Annotated in this window: 16 protein-coding genes and 1 pseudogene; 1 reads left to right on the plus strand and 16 read right to left on the minus strand. The window is 37.1% G+C overall.

Annotated elements, in window-relative coordinates; translation table 11 throughout:
• Positions 1 to 3: 3 nt before the first annotated feature.
• From R3O62_RS01280 to R3O62_RS01345, 14 genes are all read right to left on the minus strand, one after another.
• Complete coding sequence (locus tag R3O62_RS01280) at positions 4 to 675, minus strand: acylneuraminate cytidylyltransferase family protein (protein WP_217738114.1); 672 nt, start codon at positions 673 to 675, stop codon at positions 4 to 6.
• A gap of 13 nt (positions 676 to 688) precedes the next feature.
• Positions 689 to 1,903: a TIGR04150 pseudo-rSAM protein gene (locus R3O62_RS01285; RefSeq protein ID WP_413958293.1), complete on the minus strand. Its 1,215-nt coding sequence runs from the start codon at positions 1,901 to 1,903 to the stop codon at positions 689 to 691.
• A gap of 18 nt (positions 1,904 to 1,921) precedes the next feature.
• Positions 1,922 to 3,397 (minus strand): radical SAM peptide maturase, encoded by a 1,476-nt coding sequence (locus R3O62_RS01290; protein WP_217738116.1) that lies wholly within the window; start codon positions 3,395 to 3,397, stop codon positions 1,922 to 1,924.
• 175 nt (positions 3,398 to 3,572) lie between these two features.
• Entirely contained in the window at positions 3,573 to 4,775 is a 1,203-nt protein-coding gene (locus R3O62_RS01295; protein WP_234058730.1) for a 6-bladed beta-propeller, read from the minus strand.
• 130 nt (positions 4,776 to 4,905) lie between these two features.
• Positions 4,906 to 5,163 carry a TIGR04149 family rSAM-modified RiPP gene (locus R3O62_RS01300; RefSeq protein ID WP_217738194.1) on the minus strand — a complete coding sequence of 86 codons (258 nt, stop codon included), beginning with the start codon at positions 5,161 to 5,163 and terminating at the stop codon, positions 4,906 to 4,908.
• Between the two features lie 123 nt (positions 5,164 to 5,286).
• On the minus strand, positions 5,287 to 5,526 hold the full coding sequence (locus tag R3O62_RS01305) for a TIGR04149 family rSAM-modified RiPP (protein WP_008770266.1): 240 nt from the start codon (positions 5,524 to 5,526) through the stop codon (positions 5,287 to 5,289).
• 16 nt (positions 5,527 to 5,542) lie between these two features.
• Positions 5,543 to 6,688, minus strand: coding sequence for a 6-bladed beta-propeller (locus R3O62_RS01310; protein WP_250705261.1), 1,146 nt, complete (start codon positions 6,686 to 6,688; stop codon positions 5,543 to 5,545).
• Positions 6,689 to 6,973: 285 nt separating this feature from the next.
• Positions 6,974 to 7,228 (minus strand): TIGR04149 family rSAM-modified RiPP, encoded by a 255-nt coding sequence (locus R3O62_RS01315; RefSeq protein ID WP_032571421.1) that lies wholly within the window; start codon positions 7,226 to 7,228, stop codon positions 6,974 to 6,976.
• Between the two features lie 52 nt (positions 7,229 to 7,280).
• Positions 7,281 to 8,495: a TIGR04157 family glycosyltransferase gene (locus tag R3O62_RS01320; RefSeq protein ID WP_217738192.1), complete on the minus strand. Its 1,215-nt coding sequence runs from the start codon at positions 8,493 to 8,495 to the stop codon at positions 7,281 to 7,283.
• Positions 8,492 to 9,088, minus strand: coding sequence for a lanthionine synthetase LanC family protein (locus R3O62_RS01325; RefSeq protein ID WP_217738191.1), 597 nt, complete (start codon positions 9,086 to 9,088; stop codon positions 8,492 to 8,494). The genes R3O62_RS01320 and R3O62_RS01325 overlap by 4 nt, the downstream gene beginning before the upstream one ends.
• Positions 9,081 to 9,860 (minus strand): galactosyltransferase-related protein, encoded by a 780-nt coding sequence (locus R3O62_RS01330; protein ID WP_413958294.1) that lies wholly within the window; start codon positions 9,858 to 9,860, stop codon positions 9,081 to 9,083. The genes R3O62_RS01325 and R3O62_RS01330 overlap by 8 nt, the downstream gene beginning before the upstream one ends.
• Positions 9,861 to 9,867: 7 nt before the next feature.
• Positions 9,868 to 10,488 carry a hypothetical protein gene (locus R3O62_RS01335; protein ID WP_317473013.1) on the minus strand — a complete coding sequence of 207 codons (621 nt, stop codon included), beginning with the start codon at positions 10,486 to 10,488 and terminating at the stop codon, positions 9,868 to 9,870.
• Positions 10,460 to 10,864, minus strand: coding sequence for a DUF3244 domain-containing protein (locus tag R3O62_RS01340; protein ID WP_317473014.1), 405 nt, complete (start codon positions 10,862 to 10,864; stop codon positions 10,460 to 10,462). Before R3O62_RS01340 ends, R3O62_RS01335 begins: the two co-directional genes overlap by 29 nt.
• Positions 10,865 to 10,992: 128 nt before the next feature.
• Positions 10,993 to 12,861 (minus strand): tetratricopeptide repeat protein, encoded by a 1,869-nt coding sequence (locus R3O62_RS01345; RefSeq protein WP_217738190.1) that lies wholly within the window; start codon positions 12,859 to 12,861, stop codon positions 10,993 to 10,995.
• A 154-nt stretch (positions 12,862 to 13,015) separates the two neighbouring features.
• On the opposite strand from R3O62_RS01345, the pseudogene R3O62_RS01350 reads away from it, so the two are divergent.
• Positions 13,016 to 13,132, plus strand: a pseudogene (locus R3O62_RS01350) (IS982 family transposase); the annotation flags it as partial.
• A 36-nt stretch (positions 13,133 to 13,168) separates the two neighbouring features.
• Here R3O62_RS01350 and R3O62_RS01355 read toward each other — a convergent pair.
• Positions 13,169 to 14,425, minus strand: coding sequence for a PDZ domain-containing protein (locus R3O62_RS01355; RefSeq protein ID WP_317473015.1), 1,257 nt, complete (start codon positions 14,423 to 14,425; stop codon positions 13,169 to 13,171).
• A gap of 64 nt (positions 14,426 to 14,489) precedes the next feature.
• On the minus strand, positions 14,490 to 15,710 hold the full coding sequence (locus R3O62_RS01360) for a 6-bladed beta-propeller (protein ID WP_270721992.1): 1,221 nt from the start codon (positions 15,708 to 15,710) through the stop codon (positions 14,490 to 14,492).
• Positions 15,711 to 15,838 lie beyond the last annotated feature (128 nt).

The following is a 15,838-nucleotide window of genomic DNA, read 5'->3' on the forward strand; positions in this document are numbered from 1 at the left end:
TTATTAAAGCCCGGTTTCAATATAATGTTCAGCCAGTCTCCAGTCCGCTTCTTCATCGATATCTATCACCCCTGCAGGCCCGATCTCCACCACCTTCACAACTCCCGAAAGAAGCTGCCCGGAGTCCAGTATTCTCCCCACCGTAGAAGCATAGAAAGCTCCCGACTCTATCAGAAAACCTTTGTACTCCTGCCGGCGAGGTTTGGTTTCGAATGAATAGTCCAAAGGTCTCCCCTCATCACTCCAACGAAACTTCTTCAAACGGCAACAGGCAACATAGGAATCCGCCTCACCCCTTTTCATCTCTTCTGCAAGCCCCCTTAGTTCTTGTGCAATCGTAAAAGGAGAAGTAGCCTGTAACAAAATAAAAACATCATTCCGGTCCGGCTTGCGAAAATGGAAAAATTCCTGTACAACTTCCAGACTGGGAGCCTCATCCCTTGCACTCCACTCACTGCGCCTGAATATCTGTACAACTCCTTTGTAACGGCCTCGTATCAAACTTTCCATTTCATCACAATTTGTCGCTACACATACCTCGTCCGCTATGCCGGAAGCAAGGATGGTATCGATAATCCAACATACCAGAGGTTTATCTCCCAGCATACGCAGGTTCTTACCGGGAATACCTCTACTCCCTTTGCGAACCGGAACAAAACAGAAAGTACGATTCATAAGCTATTATCATTTATGGTTTCACATGACAGAGGTTCGGTTTTCCAATAGCCAATTCATAATTAGAAGGCGAAGGACACAGCCATTGGTAAATGCAGTCACAACAAGGTTTTTGATCGCGGATGCGAAGCCAGGAATGACCTTCGGTCATCTCTTTATACAATACAGATGCTATTGTATCTTTCTCCATAACTCCAATCTCAGCATGGTTAACATTTGCATATATTTTATCATCAGGTAAGACAGTTAATCGCCCAAAATCATTCTTATTTATTTTCTGACTGACATAAAAATCTCTCTTCTCCAAACAAGTATTACAAATATCAGTCTCTTCCAAGTATACAGCATCTTTAAAAAAAGAAAGGTTATCTTCCTTATAAACAGGTCTTATTGATCTACTCTCTAATGAGTACTTGCTTACCAATTGCTCAGCAAGTTCATACTCATTATCCGATGTAATCAGGAATAACCACCGTTTATTCTGTTCTATGCCTTCTACCGTGCAGCTCAGAGAAGAAAATAGTTCCTCATCAAATTTCCACATCGGTACCACAAAAGTTAACTGCCCGATTGTAGCATTCAAAAGTTTTTTATGGTTTTCTGTAAAAAGGTCGTATCGATAATAAAGCTGAATACTCATAGATTTTTGCTCCAGCATTCCCCATATTTCATTTAAGTCTTTATACATCAACACATCTCCACCCAATAAATAGACTTGACTTATTTGCTTATCTATACAACCATCTAACCATTGCAGGAGTTTTCTGCTATCCATCTCTTTATCGCTACATAAATATGAAGGGATCTGTTTCCAGATTGAATCGTCCTCTTCCTCACAACCATTCAAATAAAGATATATTTCTTCTAAGTAATTCATAACTTGATTATCCTTCTCTACCCATTCATAAGTATTCAATCTTTCAAAATCCCTCTGATTATTTATGAAAGGAGGAAAGATGGCGGGAGGAACGCTCCCGTCTGAAAATGGAAGAATATCACCATTAAACGTTTCTCTAAGTCTATTCACCCAAAAAGATACCGTTTGAGTTTGAAGATTTTCGTCTGATAATATAGTGTATTTATCTGTTTCCAGTTTATCCAGAATAAAATACATATCATTAGATACATCTATTTTCAATACCTTCTTATTTAAAGTATTATAGAAAAGGCATTCACCCTTTTTTCGAAAAAAAAGAGTATAAGGTTCTATATATAAGTAATAATTCATTGCATTAAATATTAAGTACTAAAAAATAAAAATCTCTTTCATCACTTTTGAATATGCCCAACGATTATGCTCCAAATAATCTACATTCATCGCTAAATATCCGGCAAACATTTCTCGGTTTTTAAAATTCCGGCAAACAACTTTATCTGCCAACACATTGGTATAATACATACACTGAGAACAAGATTCCTGCATATAACATTGTTTACACTGTGACAAAAGCTTAGAACAATATTTTCTGTGATTCTCAGCAACATGGGCAAAATTCAGTTCAACACCTTCATCAGTCACATGCCCAACAGCAAAGTCATGATCAATACGCTCACAAACTAATATTTTCCCATGTACCGTTACATACATTTTACGACTAAAAGGTATGCAAGTCCCCGTAGGCAATAATTTAAAATTCCTTTTCCCATAAAACATCGATCGATAATCTCTGAAGACCTCATTCGATAAATGATGCAAAAAGTAAGTCACAGTAGAAATATCCGGTGCATTATACATCAACTGCTGATCTATTTCCTTCCTACGAGGAGAAAGAGCAATACTTTGAAAAACACTTTTTCTCATTTCGGCATATTTCCCTTCTTGGGCGATACTGGAATTGTTCAACTCTGACAGAGAAGTCTGTTTATCAAATTCCGCCCGAAAAAAATCCACAATTCTTTCAATATTGCTTTCAGAATGAATTACACTGTTAAAGCTTACATACTTTTTAAAGTACTCAGGATAACAAAATTGTAAATTCTTTATTTGCTCAAAAACTTGTGCAAACGAACTTTTACCATTCACTGTTACCCGATGGCAGTCATCAGCTTCAGTACCATCCAAACTAACCAAAAGATGAAACTTATGCTCAACCAAAAAATCTTGATATACACGCAATAACATGGCATTGGTTGTCATATTATATGCAAATTTCATACCTTCAGGTTTATGTTCGTCAATATAAGAAACAATCTGCTTTATCAGATCCATATTCATAAGTGGTTCACCACCATAAAAACCAACAGTAAGAGTGCGAGCAACTGATAAGTGAGGTATTTTCTCCCAAATGCCAAATAAAAAATCAAGTATTTGTTTTGCCTTTGGAAAATCTAAATTCTCACCTTTCCGCTCATCGTATCCATAATATAAATCACCAAAAGCACAATAGCGGCAACGAAGATTACAACGTTCTGTAACCTCGAAAGTAAGAACTGTCAGGTTCTCAACTTCTCTTCGGACCATAGTTTCAGTGATCTCTCCAAACTCCGTCTTCACTTTTTCACCAATAAATTCGTTTTCCTTCAGAAATTTATATTTTTGTAAATAGTGAAGTATCTGCTCTTTAGGATAACATTTCAGTTCTTCATCTTCCTCAATATTTTTCTTTTCTTCCACAACCGTATAAATCCTTTTCAAGATCGGATGAAGAGGCAAATATTCCTTATGCCGAAACGAATAAACATAAGCATGAAACGGAGTAGAAAATGCAATATCATTTTTCATATATCTATGTATTTACTTGCTTCCTGATTTGCCTCGAAAGCAATAGATCTAACATAATTACAAATACTATTATTTCCTCCACAAAATACATATATCTTGTGATCTGCCAGATTTCTTTAACTAAGGCTATTCAACTTTATTTCGTCTTAATGCTCTCATAATATTTAAAATTTAGTTATTGTTTCAGTTTTCCAATGATAAGAATGTCATTATCATTCTCGTGCAAACTATTTCGTAAATCGGTGGCCCGCTTACGTACGTCAGGCTCCAAATCTGTTTGGGTAAGAACTTTATCTAAAGCATCCATCAGTTCAAGAGGATCATAAGAGATACAGACATAACCATTCTTCATAGCTAAAAAAAGATAAGATAAACCTAAAAGAGGATCAGTAAAGCGATCAATACGCCGTACATTGCCATCTTTTTTCGAAACGCAAACATTAAAGGCTGGTAAACGAACAGAAGAAACACTTGAGGAAAGATTATTAGGATATAAAGTGACTTGCGCCCAATAACTCCTTGAAGTTTCATATAAAACAGTGCAAGCACTTTGATTTTCAGAAACAACATGATCTATGGTAAAGCATGGAGTTATTATATTCTTTACCGCATCATAGTGATACAAAGTATCAGGACGAGTACGCAACATGGGGTCTTCAAAAATAGAAAAAGAAATCGCATCCACATTCCGACATGCCACTAAACCATTACTGTAATCTCCAATTAAACCGTAATGATTTACAGGAATCCGATGCACGATATCACCATCCCTATTTTGCACCCAGCACACATTCTTATTAATTGCAAAGTTCGAGTTCACATTAGCAGAAAAGGGTAAAGTAACCACAACTACGTTTTTTTTATCATAGTCCACCCATATCTGAGACTTATGTACTATTTCCCCGAAACGAATAACCTCATCCGGCAGATAATTCCCCTTTAAATCATAAACAAGCACCTTGTCGGCTCCTCCCGGACCCAAATAAATACGGTTTTCTTTCTCATCCACCAACCACAAATATAAATATAAATACTCTCCCGGGCCTTGACCTACTCCGCCAATATCAGCCACATATCGTCCCTTACGCGTAAATAGCTTAACAGGAGATACATCGTCAGCAGGTCGCAACAAAATATAATTATCCGTCACATAAACACCATATGAATAGGTTTTAATAAGCGCCGCATCCCTATTGTCCAATCTAATGATTTCGTATGATTCCATTAAATCACCCAAAGACATCACTGTCCCTCTTGTCTTCTCTATTATACGCAAATCAACTGAGTAAAAAGAATTATCCTCACTTTTTACATTAACCTTATCAGCTGAACACGACCATAAAGTTACAAAAACAATAAAGTATAAATATTTTTTCATATACTCTCTTTAGCTATTATCAATGACAAGCAATAATCAACCGCTTGTCATTGATAAAATACATTCATGACTCAACGAATATCAAATTAATCCCTCAAAGAAATTATAATTTGAAATTAGCCCAATTTGCCTAAGGCATGCCAGGAACTTTACTTCCGCCATAAACGGCCATATCAGAACCACTGCCCCCTACCCAGTTACAAATAATATTACCTTCAGGAGAATACATGTCATTAGCTACATTAAAACTATAGTTAGTAGCTTTAAAATCTGCTCCTTGCTTACAAGCACATCCACAGGTATGCCCCCCGCGAAGCGCATTCATTTCACGATCCGCCAAATCTTCCTGAGAAAGATTGGTCAATTTAATCTTACTAAGTTTTTTCATGGTCACAAAATTTTAAATTAATAATTTAATTATGTATCTCACTAACTCAAGTTACAAATTCAAATAGATAGAGAATATACTTAATTCGTAAAAGTATATCTTCTCCTCAATAACTCCCTAACTTTATATCCCCGCTCCTTTATTAGCTTCCTGATTAGCTGCTAAAGCATAAGGTCCAGTACAGCCACATGTACAAGATAAAGGGTATCCGCAATCCTTATTACCCTCTAAATTACTTGCCTTAGAACTAACACCCATACAGCCACAAGAACAGTTACTCCCACCACGAAGCATATTCATTTCACGGTCTGCCAAATCTTCTTGACTTAAACTATTCAATTTAATACGTCTTAATGTTTTCATGATATTTAAAATTTAGTTATTGTTTCAGTTTTCCAATGATAAGAATGTCATTATCATTCTCGTGCAGACTATTTCGTAAATCGGTGGCCCGTTTACGTACGTCAGGCTTTAAATCGGTTTGGGCAAGAACTTTATCCAAAGCTTCCATCAATTCAAGAGGTTCATAAGAGATACAGACATAACCATTCTGCATTACCAAAAAAGAATAAGATAAACCTAAAAGATTATCAGTAAAACGATTAATCCGTCTTACATTACCATCCTTTTTCGAAACACAAATATTAAAGGTAGTCATACGTACGGGAGAAGCACTTGAAGAAATATCATTAGGATATAATATAACACGTGCCCAATAGCTTTTTGACGTTTCATATAAAATAGTTCCAACTTTTCGATTTTCAGCAACAACATTATCTAATGTAAAACAAGGAGTTATTATATTCCTTTCAACATCATAATGATACAAAGTATCAGGACGAGTACGCATATGCATCGTCGGATCCTCAGATATGGAGAAAGAAACTGCATTCACATTTCGAAATGCAATTAGCTCATTGCTATAATCTCCACTTAAACCATAATTCTTCGCAGAAATTTGTTGTAGTATATTGCCCTTAAAATTTTGCACCCAACACAAATTGTTACTAATTTCAAACTTCGAGTTCACATTATCAGAAAATGGCAAAGAAACTACAACCACGTTTTTTTTATCATAATCTACCCAAATCCGAGACTTATGTACTATCTCCTCAAAACGAATAACCTCATCCGGCAAATAATTCCCCTTTAAATCATAGACAAGCACCTTGTTGGCTCTTCCCGGACCTAAATAAATACGGCTTAGCTTTTCATCCACTACCCATGAATGTAATGTTTTATACTCACCAGGACCTTGCCCTATGCCGCCAATGTCAACCACATATTGTCCCTTACGAGTAAATAACTTAACAGGAGATATAGCATCCGGCTTTAACAAAATATAATTATCCGTTACAAAAGCACCAAATGAAAAGGTTTTAATAAGCGCCTCATTCTTATTCTCCAATTTAATAATCTCGCATGACTCCATTAAATCATCCAAAGACATCTCTATCCCTTCTGCTTTCTCTATCGTACGCAAATCAACTGAATAAAAATTATCATATTCATCTTTAACTTTCATTTTATCAGTTGAACACGAACATAAAATCACAAGAACAACACAACATAAATACTTTCTCATAAATTTTCTTTTTAATTATCAATGACAAGCGATGATCAGTTGCTTGCCATTGATAAAATAAATTTGTAAAAAATCACTGAGTCAATTCCTCAAAAAGCTATAACTCAATGCAACAAGGGATTGAGCACTCAGTCCCGACGGGCTTTCTATGTACGATAACTACATAAATATGTAATTATCGCCAACCATGTTCGTTTTTTTATTACAGCTCTTAATTTAATCTACTCAAGGCATACCAGGTGCTTTACTTCCACCGTATACAATAACTTCTGAAGTAGAAGAACCTGTCCAAGTACATATCACACTACCACTAGCAGTATATTTATCCCCATCTTCATTATCACTATGGTTATCTGCTTTAGAACTCGGTCCAGTACACCCACATCCACAAGTATGTCCTCCGCGAAGTGCATTCATTTCACGATCCGCCAAATCTTCCTGAGAAAGATTGGTTAATTTAATTTTACTAAGTTTTTTCATGTATCACAAAATTTTAAATTAATAATTTAATTATATATCTCACTAACTCGAGTTACAAATTTAAATAGATAGAAAACATATTCTCTGACATCTTCCGTAAAGTATATCGTTCCTCAAATCGCCTTCTATACTTCTCCGACCGTAGATGCTCTTGATCTTCGATTAACCACTGCACCAATAAATCAATAGGTAGATCTACACTATCATCTTCTTCTTTCAATGGTAAACAATACATCCCTTCTACCATTTCTTTTAAACCGGTAGAGCCTGTTCCTATTAAAGGCAATCCATGCATTAGCATTTCAATGGCTACATAGCTACATTGCTCATGAAAAGAAGGCAAAACTCCAACATCAGCTATCTGATAAAAAGTATACAGCACCTCTTTCTCTACCTTCCCCGTAAAAACGACATAAGACCATATACCAGCACATTGTTTCAGATATTTATCATAATCACCATCCCCAACAATCACTAACCGACTATTCGGATTCTTTCTGATGACTTGCCGAAAAGCTTCAATCAAATATTGAACTCCTTTAATCCGATCTAAGCGTCCTACAAAAAGAATAATCTTATCCGTCTCCCTAAATCCTAATGCAGATCTCTTTTCCAAACGCTCTTCCTTACTCAGCTTAATCACTTCATCCTTTAAGCCGTTATAAACCACAACCAGTTTTTCTTTTTCCACTCCATAGTCTTCACGCAGCAAATTCTGAGTATATTGGCTCAAACATATCACTTTATCCGAATGCTGAAACAATCGTTTGTCCCGCTCATAACTATTCCGTATTTTCTTGCCCCACTCATTCGACTGCTCTTCCTTATGAATGATCGAACGAAACAATCGAGTATTTCCCTTTAACATGAAACACCAATCCAAATAATGAATAGTCACAAGTAAATAGAATTCCACTCCTATCTTCTTCAGCCAGTCTGCTAAAGGGGCATGATGCAAATAATTCAGATGCAACACGTTTTGCTCATCCTTCAAGAAATGCAGCGCAAGCAAATAAGCTATATTCCGATAACAATGCGCAACATCTCCTTTTCTTCCCTCACTCTTTTGAGCAGGAATTTTCAAATAGCGCACTTTTCCCGAATTATCACACTCTTCCGTCACCTCTTTTACCTCCGAGTTCAGTTCAACAATAGTTAATCTCACAGAAGAAGTCTGCCTGAAAAATTCAAGCATTTGCCGAATATAAGTCCCAACTCCATACTGAGCGGCACGGCTTCCATTCCCTATTAAATAAATATGTTTCATAAAGCTATCATCTTTAATCCATATTTCCAGGACACTTCTTCTTCTATATTCCCTGTATCAATCACTCTCACAAATATATCGTCCAATTCTAACCTCATCCTCAGTCCCTTTTGCTGAACAGCCATTTCCAATTCGCTTAGGTAGACTTGATCAAAAGGCATCCGATTCCGGACAGTAGATTTTAAACGGGAAGAGACATAACAAGCGACTCCCTCTAACCCCGACTCAAATGAAAGATCTGTAGCTCTCCGAGGATCCCATTCCATTATTTTTTGATCTAAATCTTCCAATATCTCATCTGAATCCCCTGCTATAAAAGCATTCTGAATCAGGTACTCAACCCCCCAGCCAATCCCACATAAACCATCGGAAAAACGAATCGGCAAATCGCTGTGAAGTTCCTGAATTACTTCCTCCAGCATTTCCCCGGCAAAGTCCTCATAAAGTACACGCCCCGTATAACGGGCATAATGGAAAAAGAACAATACAATCCCCATTTTGCCATTCAGTACTCCCAGATCTCTGCGGAAACTCCCATGCAACATCTGGTGATCGGCTATTCGTTTTAATAATGCTTCGTCCACTTTACCCATTGTTTTTCCAGGATTTTATATATTCACGCAATTCGTTACGCTCCATGCTGCACACTTTTATAAACTCCATCCGGTTTTGAAACGCCAACTCCTCTGTAGCGTACCCGGAGTTTTCTCCTCGAGGATGCCATAAATGATATAAAGGGCCCTCTTTTACCCAATGCACAGGATATCCCAATATCTCTATTCGCCGGATACGTTCGGCATCTTCCGGTCCCCAACTGACAAAACGTTCGTTATCTCCTCCCCAATGCAAATACTTCTCCCGATCAACAACAAATACTCCACCACACGAAGGGCGTCTCATCAGACGGGCGTATGTAGCAGCGAACATTGTCAGATAGTCGCATCCTTGCCCGGAATATTCAAACGCCTCACTCTGAGCCTCCGAAAGCATTTTCACGACTCCGTCATACGGAATGCTTAACAAATAGCCTTGCTCAATAATCGCAAGTACAGAAGCCTCTATTTGCGATAAAGGGAGTAGTATATCAGCATCCCAAATTGCAACAACAGGTGTAGAAGCAATATTCAGCAATCGATTGACATACAATGTTTTATGATAAACCGAACTTTCATCTCTTTCGTAAGTATAGGTGTCTTTATTACTGGCAAAACCGGACAATTCACTTCTTACATCACCTGCTTCCCATACATGTACTTTTATTCCCGGCAAAGACAAATGACGAAGTAAGGCCCGAAGATTTCTCATTCTTGCCGGACTATCTATCCGCACAGGGATGCCAATTGTTATTTGTTCGGAGTACTTCATTGTCTTTTTATTTATTCCTACAATATTCTATCAAGTCAGAAACTTTTGTCTGATAAAACCCTGTAGGATATAGTTCAAATAAAAAATCAAGCAAATCATCAACAGGCTCATCTACACGCTTCAATTCCTCTTCCAACCAATCAATCAAATAAATGAGATACTCTTTCAACAATGCACTTGAAGAGGTATCTACCGATACAAACGTAGGAAGAATCCGAATGAGCATATAGCGACCAAGTCCGACTATCCCGTTCTGTAAAGAAAGACCTGATATCCCATAGATATGGATATTCCTTACCACACACAAGTCTATTTCTTTCAGAATTTCATCTGTATCTCCTTCCACATAACCATGCTGTACCAGATATTCAATTCCCCAACCAATGCCACATAATCCGTCACCAAAAGATACAGGCATTGAATAATCCAGACGCTCACAAACTTCATCGAGCAACTCACCGGCTATCTCTTCACAGACCGCCTCACCGGAAAGGCGGGCATAGCGGAAAAGAGCAATGGCAATCCCCATTTTGCCGTTGGTTAGCCCGAGACAGGACGTAGAACGTCCTGCCTGAACTAACTCCCTAACCAAGAAATACTTATTCCCAATTAATAGTGAACCAACCATAGATGTATCCCCCTGTTGGCGTTGTCAACTCCAGCTTATAGTCTCCCTTTTCAAAATCTTCTACTGAAATGGCTAAAGAGTTTTGCTGCTCTGAATTTATACAAGAAGAATACAATATACCCTTCTCAGAGAGAATACGTACAGTAACTTCTCCGGAAGGAACTACAAAAGATATATTAAGAAGAGCATTATCTACAAGAGAAGCTTCCACAGGTGTCAGAGGAAGTGACTTTGTATGAGTGCTACTGAATATTCCTTTCAAATCCAAATTAATTACACTATTAATTTCAGAGATAGAAGGAAGGACATAAGATTCAGCATTTCCTCCAGAAATAACAGCAAATAGAAAAATAATTGTACTTAATAAGTGTTTCATAGCAATTAATTTTTAATTAAGCATTAATAAACTTTTGCTACAAAACTACAGGTTTCGAAAATGAAAAGCAAATCTAAAGATGGACAATATTCAAATATATTCAGCTATAAATCAATCGCTTACACCAATTACTTTTTGTTTGATGGACAAACCTTTTTGATTGTCCGTCCAACAGAAGCCATATCAGGAATCCCAAGTTCAATTTTAAGCCTCTGTTTACGCTTACTCAAAGCCTGAGTTGAAACTCTCAAAATAGCAGCTTGACGAGCATGTTTCACTTTGATATATTCAAAATAACAAATGGCAACCACTTCTCTATCCAACTCTCCATCATGTTGCTTTTGGTACTGATCTATAAATTTTCTCAATGAATTACCATACAGCAAATCAATACACCGAAACAGCCCTTCCCAATCGTCCACTTTTAAAGATTCAATTTCTAAAGGGTCACACGTTAATATTCTGACCAATAAATTGATCGATTGATAGAGTCCTGGAACATTTTTTATATCAGACTCCTTCAATGACTTTATCTTATCCGACAAGTCCTTATTTTCAGCTCTCAACCTTTTATTTACCGCCAATTGACCTTTCCATTTTTTTTCCAATTCTTCCAATTGTTCTTTTATTTTACAAGAGTTCTCTTCTTCCTGTTTCAGAAGTATATTCGTCCTCTCTCGCTCTTCTGAAGAACTTTGTTCCTGTTTTTCCTTTGATGCTTCAAGAACTGCTATATGCAATTTAGAGTCATCCAACTTTTTCAACAGCCCTTCCCGATCTCGTTTATATTTTCTCATGCATCTGTTGAATTTTTCCCTCTCCAACTGTCGTTTACGCCTTTCTTTAATATAAAATATATAGATAGATGCAGTTATGCTCAACAGTAATAGAATTATAGATAAATAGGATATAGCAGAATGAAGTCTTTCATTTTCCAATTTAAAAGTGTGGGCTTGCAACGCAGCATTATTATATTTTTCCTGAATCTCTTTCACTGCATAAGCTAAATTCTGTCGCTCCAAAGAATCAAGAGCTTGTTCATATTGATCCCAATAAATCAAATCTAAATTTCGTGTTTCAAGATGCCCCAAATATTTATATGCAGAAACACGGGTATATGGTCGCGAAGAAGTAGCTGCTTTCAACAAATATCCTTCTGCTTTAGAATAGAGTTTATTAGACAAATAATAAATTCCAAGACTAAGACATACTGGAGTTTTATCTAAGACTAAATCCGATTCCAAATTTGACAAAAGCATTTGTTCTGCTGAAGGAGACATCTCTAAATACATTACAACCTGTCCCCACTCAGAAACGATATCCTTGTACACATCCGATTTAGAATAATTGAAAGCATCGTTGATAGCCTGTTGGTAATAAAAAGAAGCGCTGTCCTGCTGACCCTTTAATAAATAAATCCGCCCCATATCACGCTCTGCATACACAAGATTGGCTGTATCAGTTAATTGTTGAAATAAGGAGACCGATTGACTATTCATTATTAAAGCATCTTGGTACAGATCCAAATTCATATATAGTTGTCCCAAATGATTACGTACCAATGCCTGATATTTAAGATTGTCTGTTACGTTCAATACAGAGAGAGCTTCTAAAAAATATTTTTGTGCATCCTCTAACATACCTCTTGAAGATTTAACCCTTCCTAAATAGAATGACGCCTTACCCTTTTTTAGCCTATCTTTTCCATTTGAATAATAGCCAACAGCTATTTGTATCAACGAATCCGAGCTCAACGGTAAATCATTCTTATCCATTGCCTGGGTCAACAGTAAACAATAATCAGCTTGGTTTTCTCCCGTCAACTTTTCCGGATCCGGTATTTGATGAAGATATACTAAAGCACTATCGGGATATTCCTCCATACACGTTTCGGCCTGACGCAACAAACGGGCTACTTGCCCCTCAGAACGCCCATCGGTGCAACTTACCAAAAACAAAACAAATAACAATACGCAGCAGATATAAGATGATTTCATCTGTCTTCAAATATAATCCAAAATAAAGAATAAAATAAGTTCTATGAACCCATCCTCAAAAGTACAATTATATTTTTAAAAATCAACAATAAGTAAAATGAAGAATAGGACAGTCCTATTCTTTTTCCGGAAAAGTATATATCTATCCGGTGGATCATTTAATAATTTTATTGCAAATACCTTGTCGGTTATTACAGCATATTGTTTCTTTAATAAGAAACCCGCCATTGATGTAGACTTTGTCAATGACGGGCAGTTAAGATTATTCTGAGATTGTATCGAGCTCACGTTAATATTATCATTTCATTCAATCACCTTGAAGCTCATTTCTATCAATAACCACCGGTATTTTATAAGATTTACCTTGACGGACAATATCGTATATCAATGTGTCTTGCCGGCTTAGCTCCGCATCCTCTTCCAAAGAGATCGTTTTAATAGGAATTTCATTTATAGCAATAATTTCATCACCTTCTAACAAACCAGATTCTTTAACATAATTCCCCTCATAATCGGCAATTTTAGTAATAATAATTTTTCCATGGCTATTCATACGGGATGACATGTGGAATCGTTTCTTCCGAGGGTTGACCACTCGTTCGTAGTTCTTTATTGGCTGCAAACCTAATCTTTGTGATTTCATGTCGAAAAAAACATTAAATCTTTTAAGAAAATTCAGACCAATAAGATAATCACAAGGTACTTGATTAGGTTGATCAAATATATAAATCCGCAAGGAATCGAGTTGTATGCCACCAAACAAAGTAGCATTTACATTATGGTGACTATAATATCCAGATGGTGCCTGCGTCCAAACGGCATTCTTTTTCTTAGAAAAAAAGGACAATTCAGAAGCTTGAGCCATCAGAGCTATGTCTTGTGGCATACCTGTATCTACAAGATAAGTATGAGTAAGCATCAGTGTGTCTCCATCAGCACATCTAATATTTAAAGGCAGATTAACATAAAAAAGTGAGCTTTTATCATTCCCTCTCACAAAAGGAATCAGAATACAATTCTCAGGCATAATAAAATCTTGAAATGAATGGATAGCCATATAATGATGTTCAAAGTTAAACTCCCATATATTAACAGTATCATTTTGTGGAATATTAAACACACCATCCAATTGAGTACCTCCCATATAATCTCTCAAATTATAAACTAACATTTTATCATATATCAAATTGGCATTCCCTACTTTTATAGTCGGAACAATTGTATACATAGATGCGGGCATACGTAATACAGACCATGCACACCCATATGGAGCAATAGTGTCAGGAGACAAATTCGATAAGATAGAAGGGTGAACTGAACAAAAAGTAGAGTCAACAATAAAAGCTCCCAAAGAAGCCCCACTATCAAATACCAAATTTGCAACAATGCTATCATTAAATAACACGGGAAGCACTATCTTTCTATCTAAAGGATCAATTGTGAAATGAGCTCTCGCACACTCTTCATTCTTTTGGGATATTTCCGTACAACTGCCTAAGGCAGTAGCTTGCAAAAGAAGAAAAACAATACACTTTATCAATCCATTGCCTATAATTGATTTCATATTCTTTAATTTAGAAAAAGCATTAGTTTTTCAGTGGTTCTGCCAAAGGGCTATACTATAAATATTATTCCTTAAACTTGGCGATAAGCAACACCGGATTATCTTCGTCATTCAATTTTGAAGCAATCTCTTTCAACTCTCCTTTCAACTTTCCTTGCCCGTTAAGTTCGATGAGCTCCTCAGCCGGATAACATTGTATGGCATAGTTTTCAGGCACCACATGATAATTGGCGGACAATCGCATCTGGAATGCCGGAACATTGGTAGCGGACACGACATCTCTGTTTACCAGATCGACCTGGCAATATTCATTAGTAAACCTGTCATACAAATAAGCTACCGGATCAGAAACATGATTATTCTTCACATCTATATCCTTTACTATCGTGTACCAAAGCAAATAACGGTCGGTCATCACATCAACCGTCGCTAAAATCGGAATATTGTTTTCGCTTGTATGGTTCCGCCGGACAGTCAATGGAATCAAACGGTCATCACGATATACATACGCCGTATCCAAAGAATAATCGGCAATCAGAATATCCGAACCCAAACGGGCGACGGGAGACATTAATAAACTTACATAACCAGACGCACCGTCTCCTACTGTATAAGACAGTCCATCCCTTATTCTCTCCTTGACCGTGATGGGAATCGACGTTAATTTCCCATCTTTCTTGGAAATCTTGTAATAAGGCGTTTTATTAACAGGATACTTCCCAATCTGAGAGTCGACAAGGCGATAATCTTCGCCAAACAGGAAATTTTCATCATACTCAAATATCGACGAAGCAAACATGCGGTTTTGCGGCAGTTTAAGCGTGCGCCTGTATGCGCCGCCATAACCATACACCTGAATTCTGCTTTGTAACCCGTCATAGATGAATATCTCCCGGGCTTTTTCATCTATACAATAACCGCTGACAACATCCCCATATTCTTCTCCGCTCATGCCTGTATGATTAAAAGAATGAAGATATTTCCCTGACTTATCAAAAAAGATAACATCACTTTTCTTGTTTACGGTAACAAGTAAGCTGTCCGTCATAAGGATGGTACGGGTACCGACCAATGAACTATCGCCGGTTTCCAATACGACATATCTTACATCGGCGATATCCTGAAGAATGATTTCTTTCTCGGGGTATTGCCCCTGCAAATCAAAAACAGGCAATCCGGTGAACGGCTCGACAGGAGTATTTACACATGCCGGCTTCTCTTTTTGAGAACTACCGGTACAGGCCACCAACGCACTAAGCACTAAAATCAAATATAGGTTTTTCATTATAAATCTATTAAAAAATGTATAAAGTTTTTCTCAGATAGAATCTGCATGAACAGCCTTTTCCTCCTTCTCCACCTTCACTCCGACCTGCGGCAGATTTGTGCATAAAGCCCAAATATCCCAACAAA

Source organism: Bacteroides hominis (assembly GCF_033042785.2).
GTDB classification, from domain to species: domain Bacteria; phylum Bacteroidota; class Bacteroidia; order Bacteroidales; family Bacteroidaceae; genus Bacteroides; species Bacteroides hominis.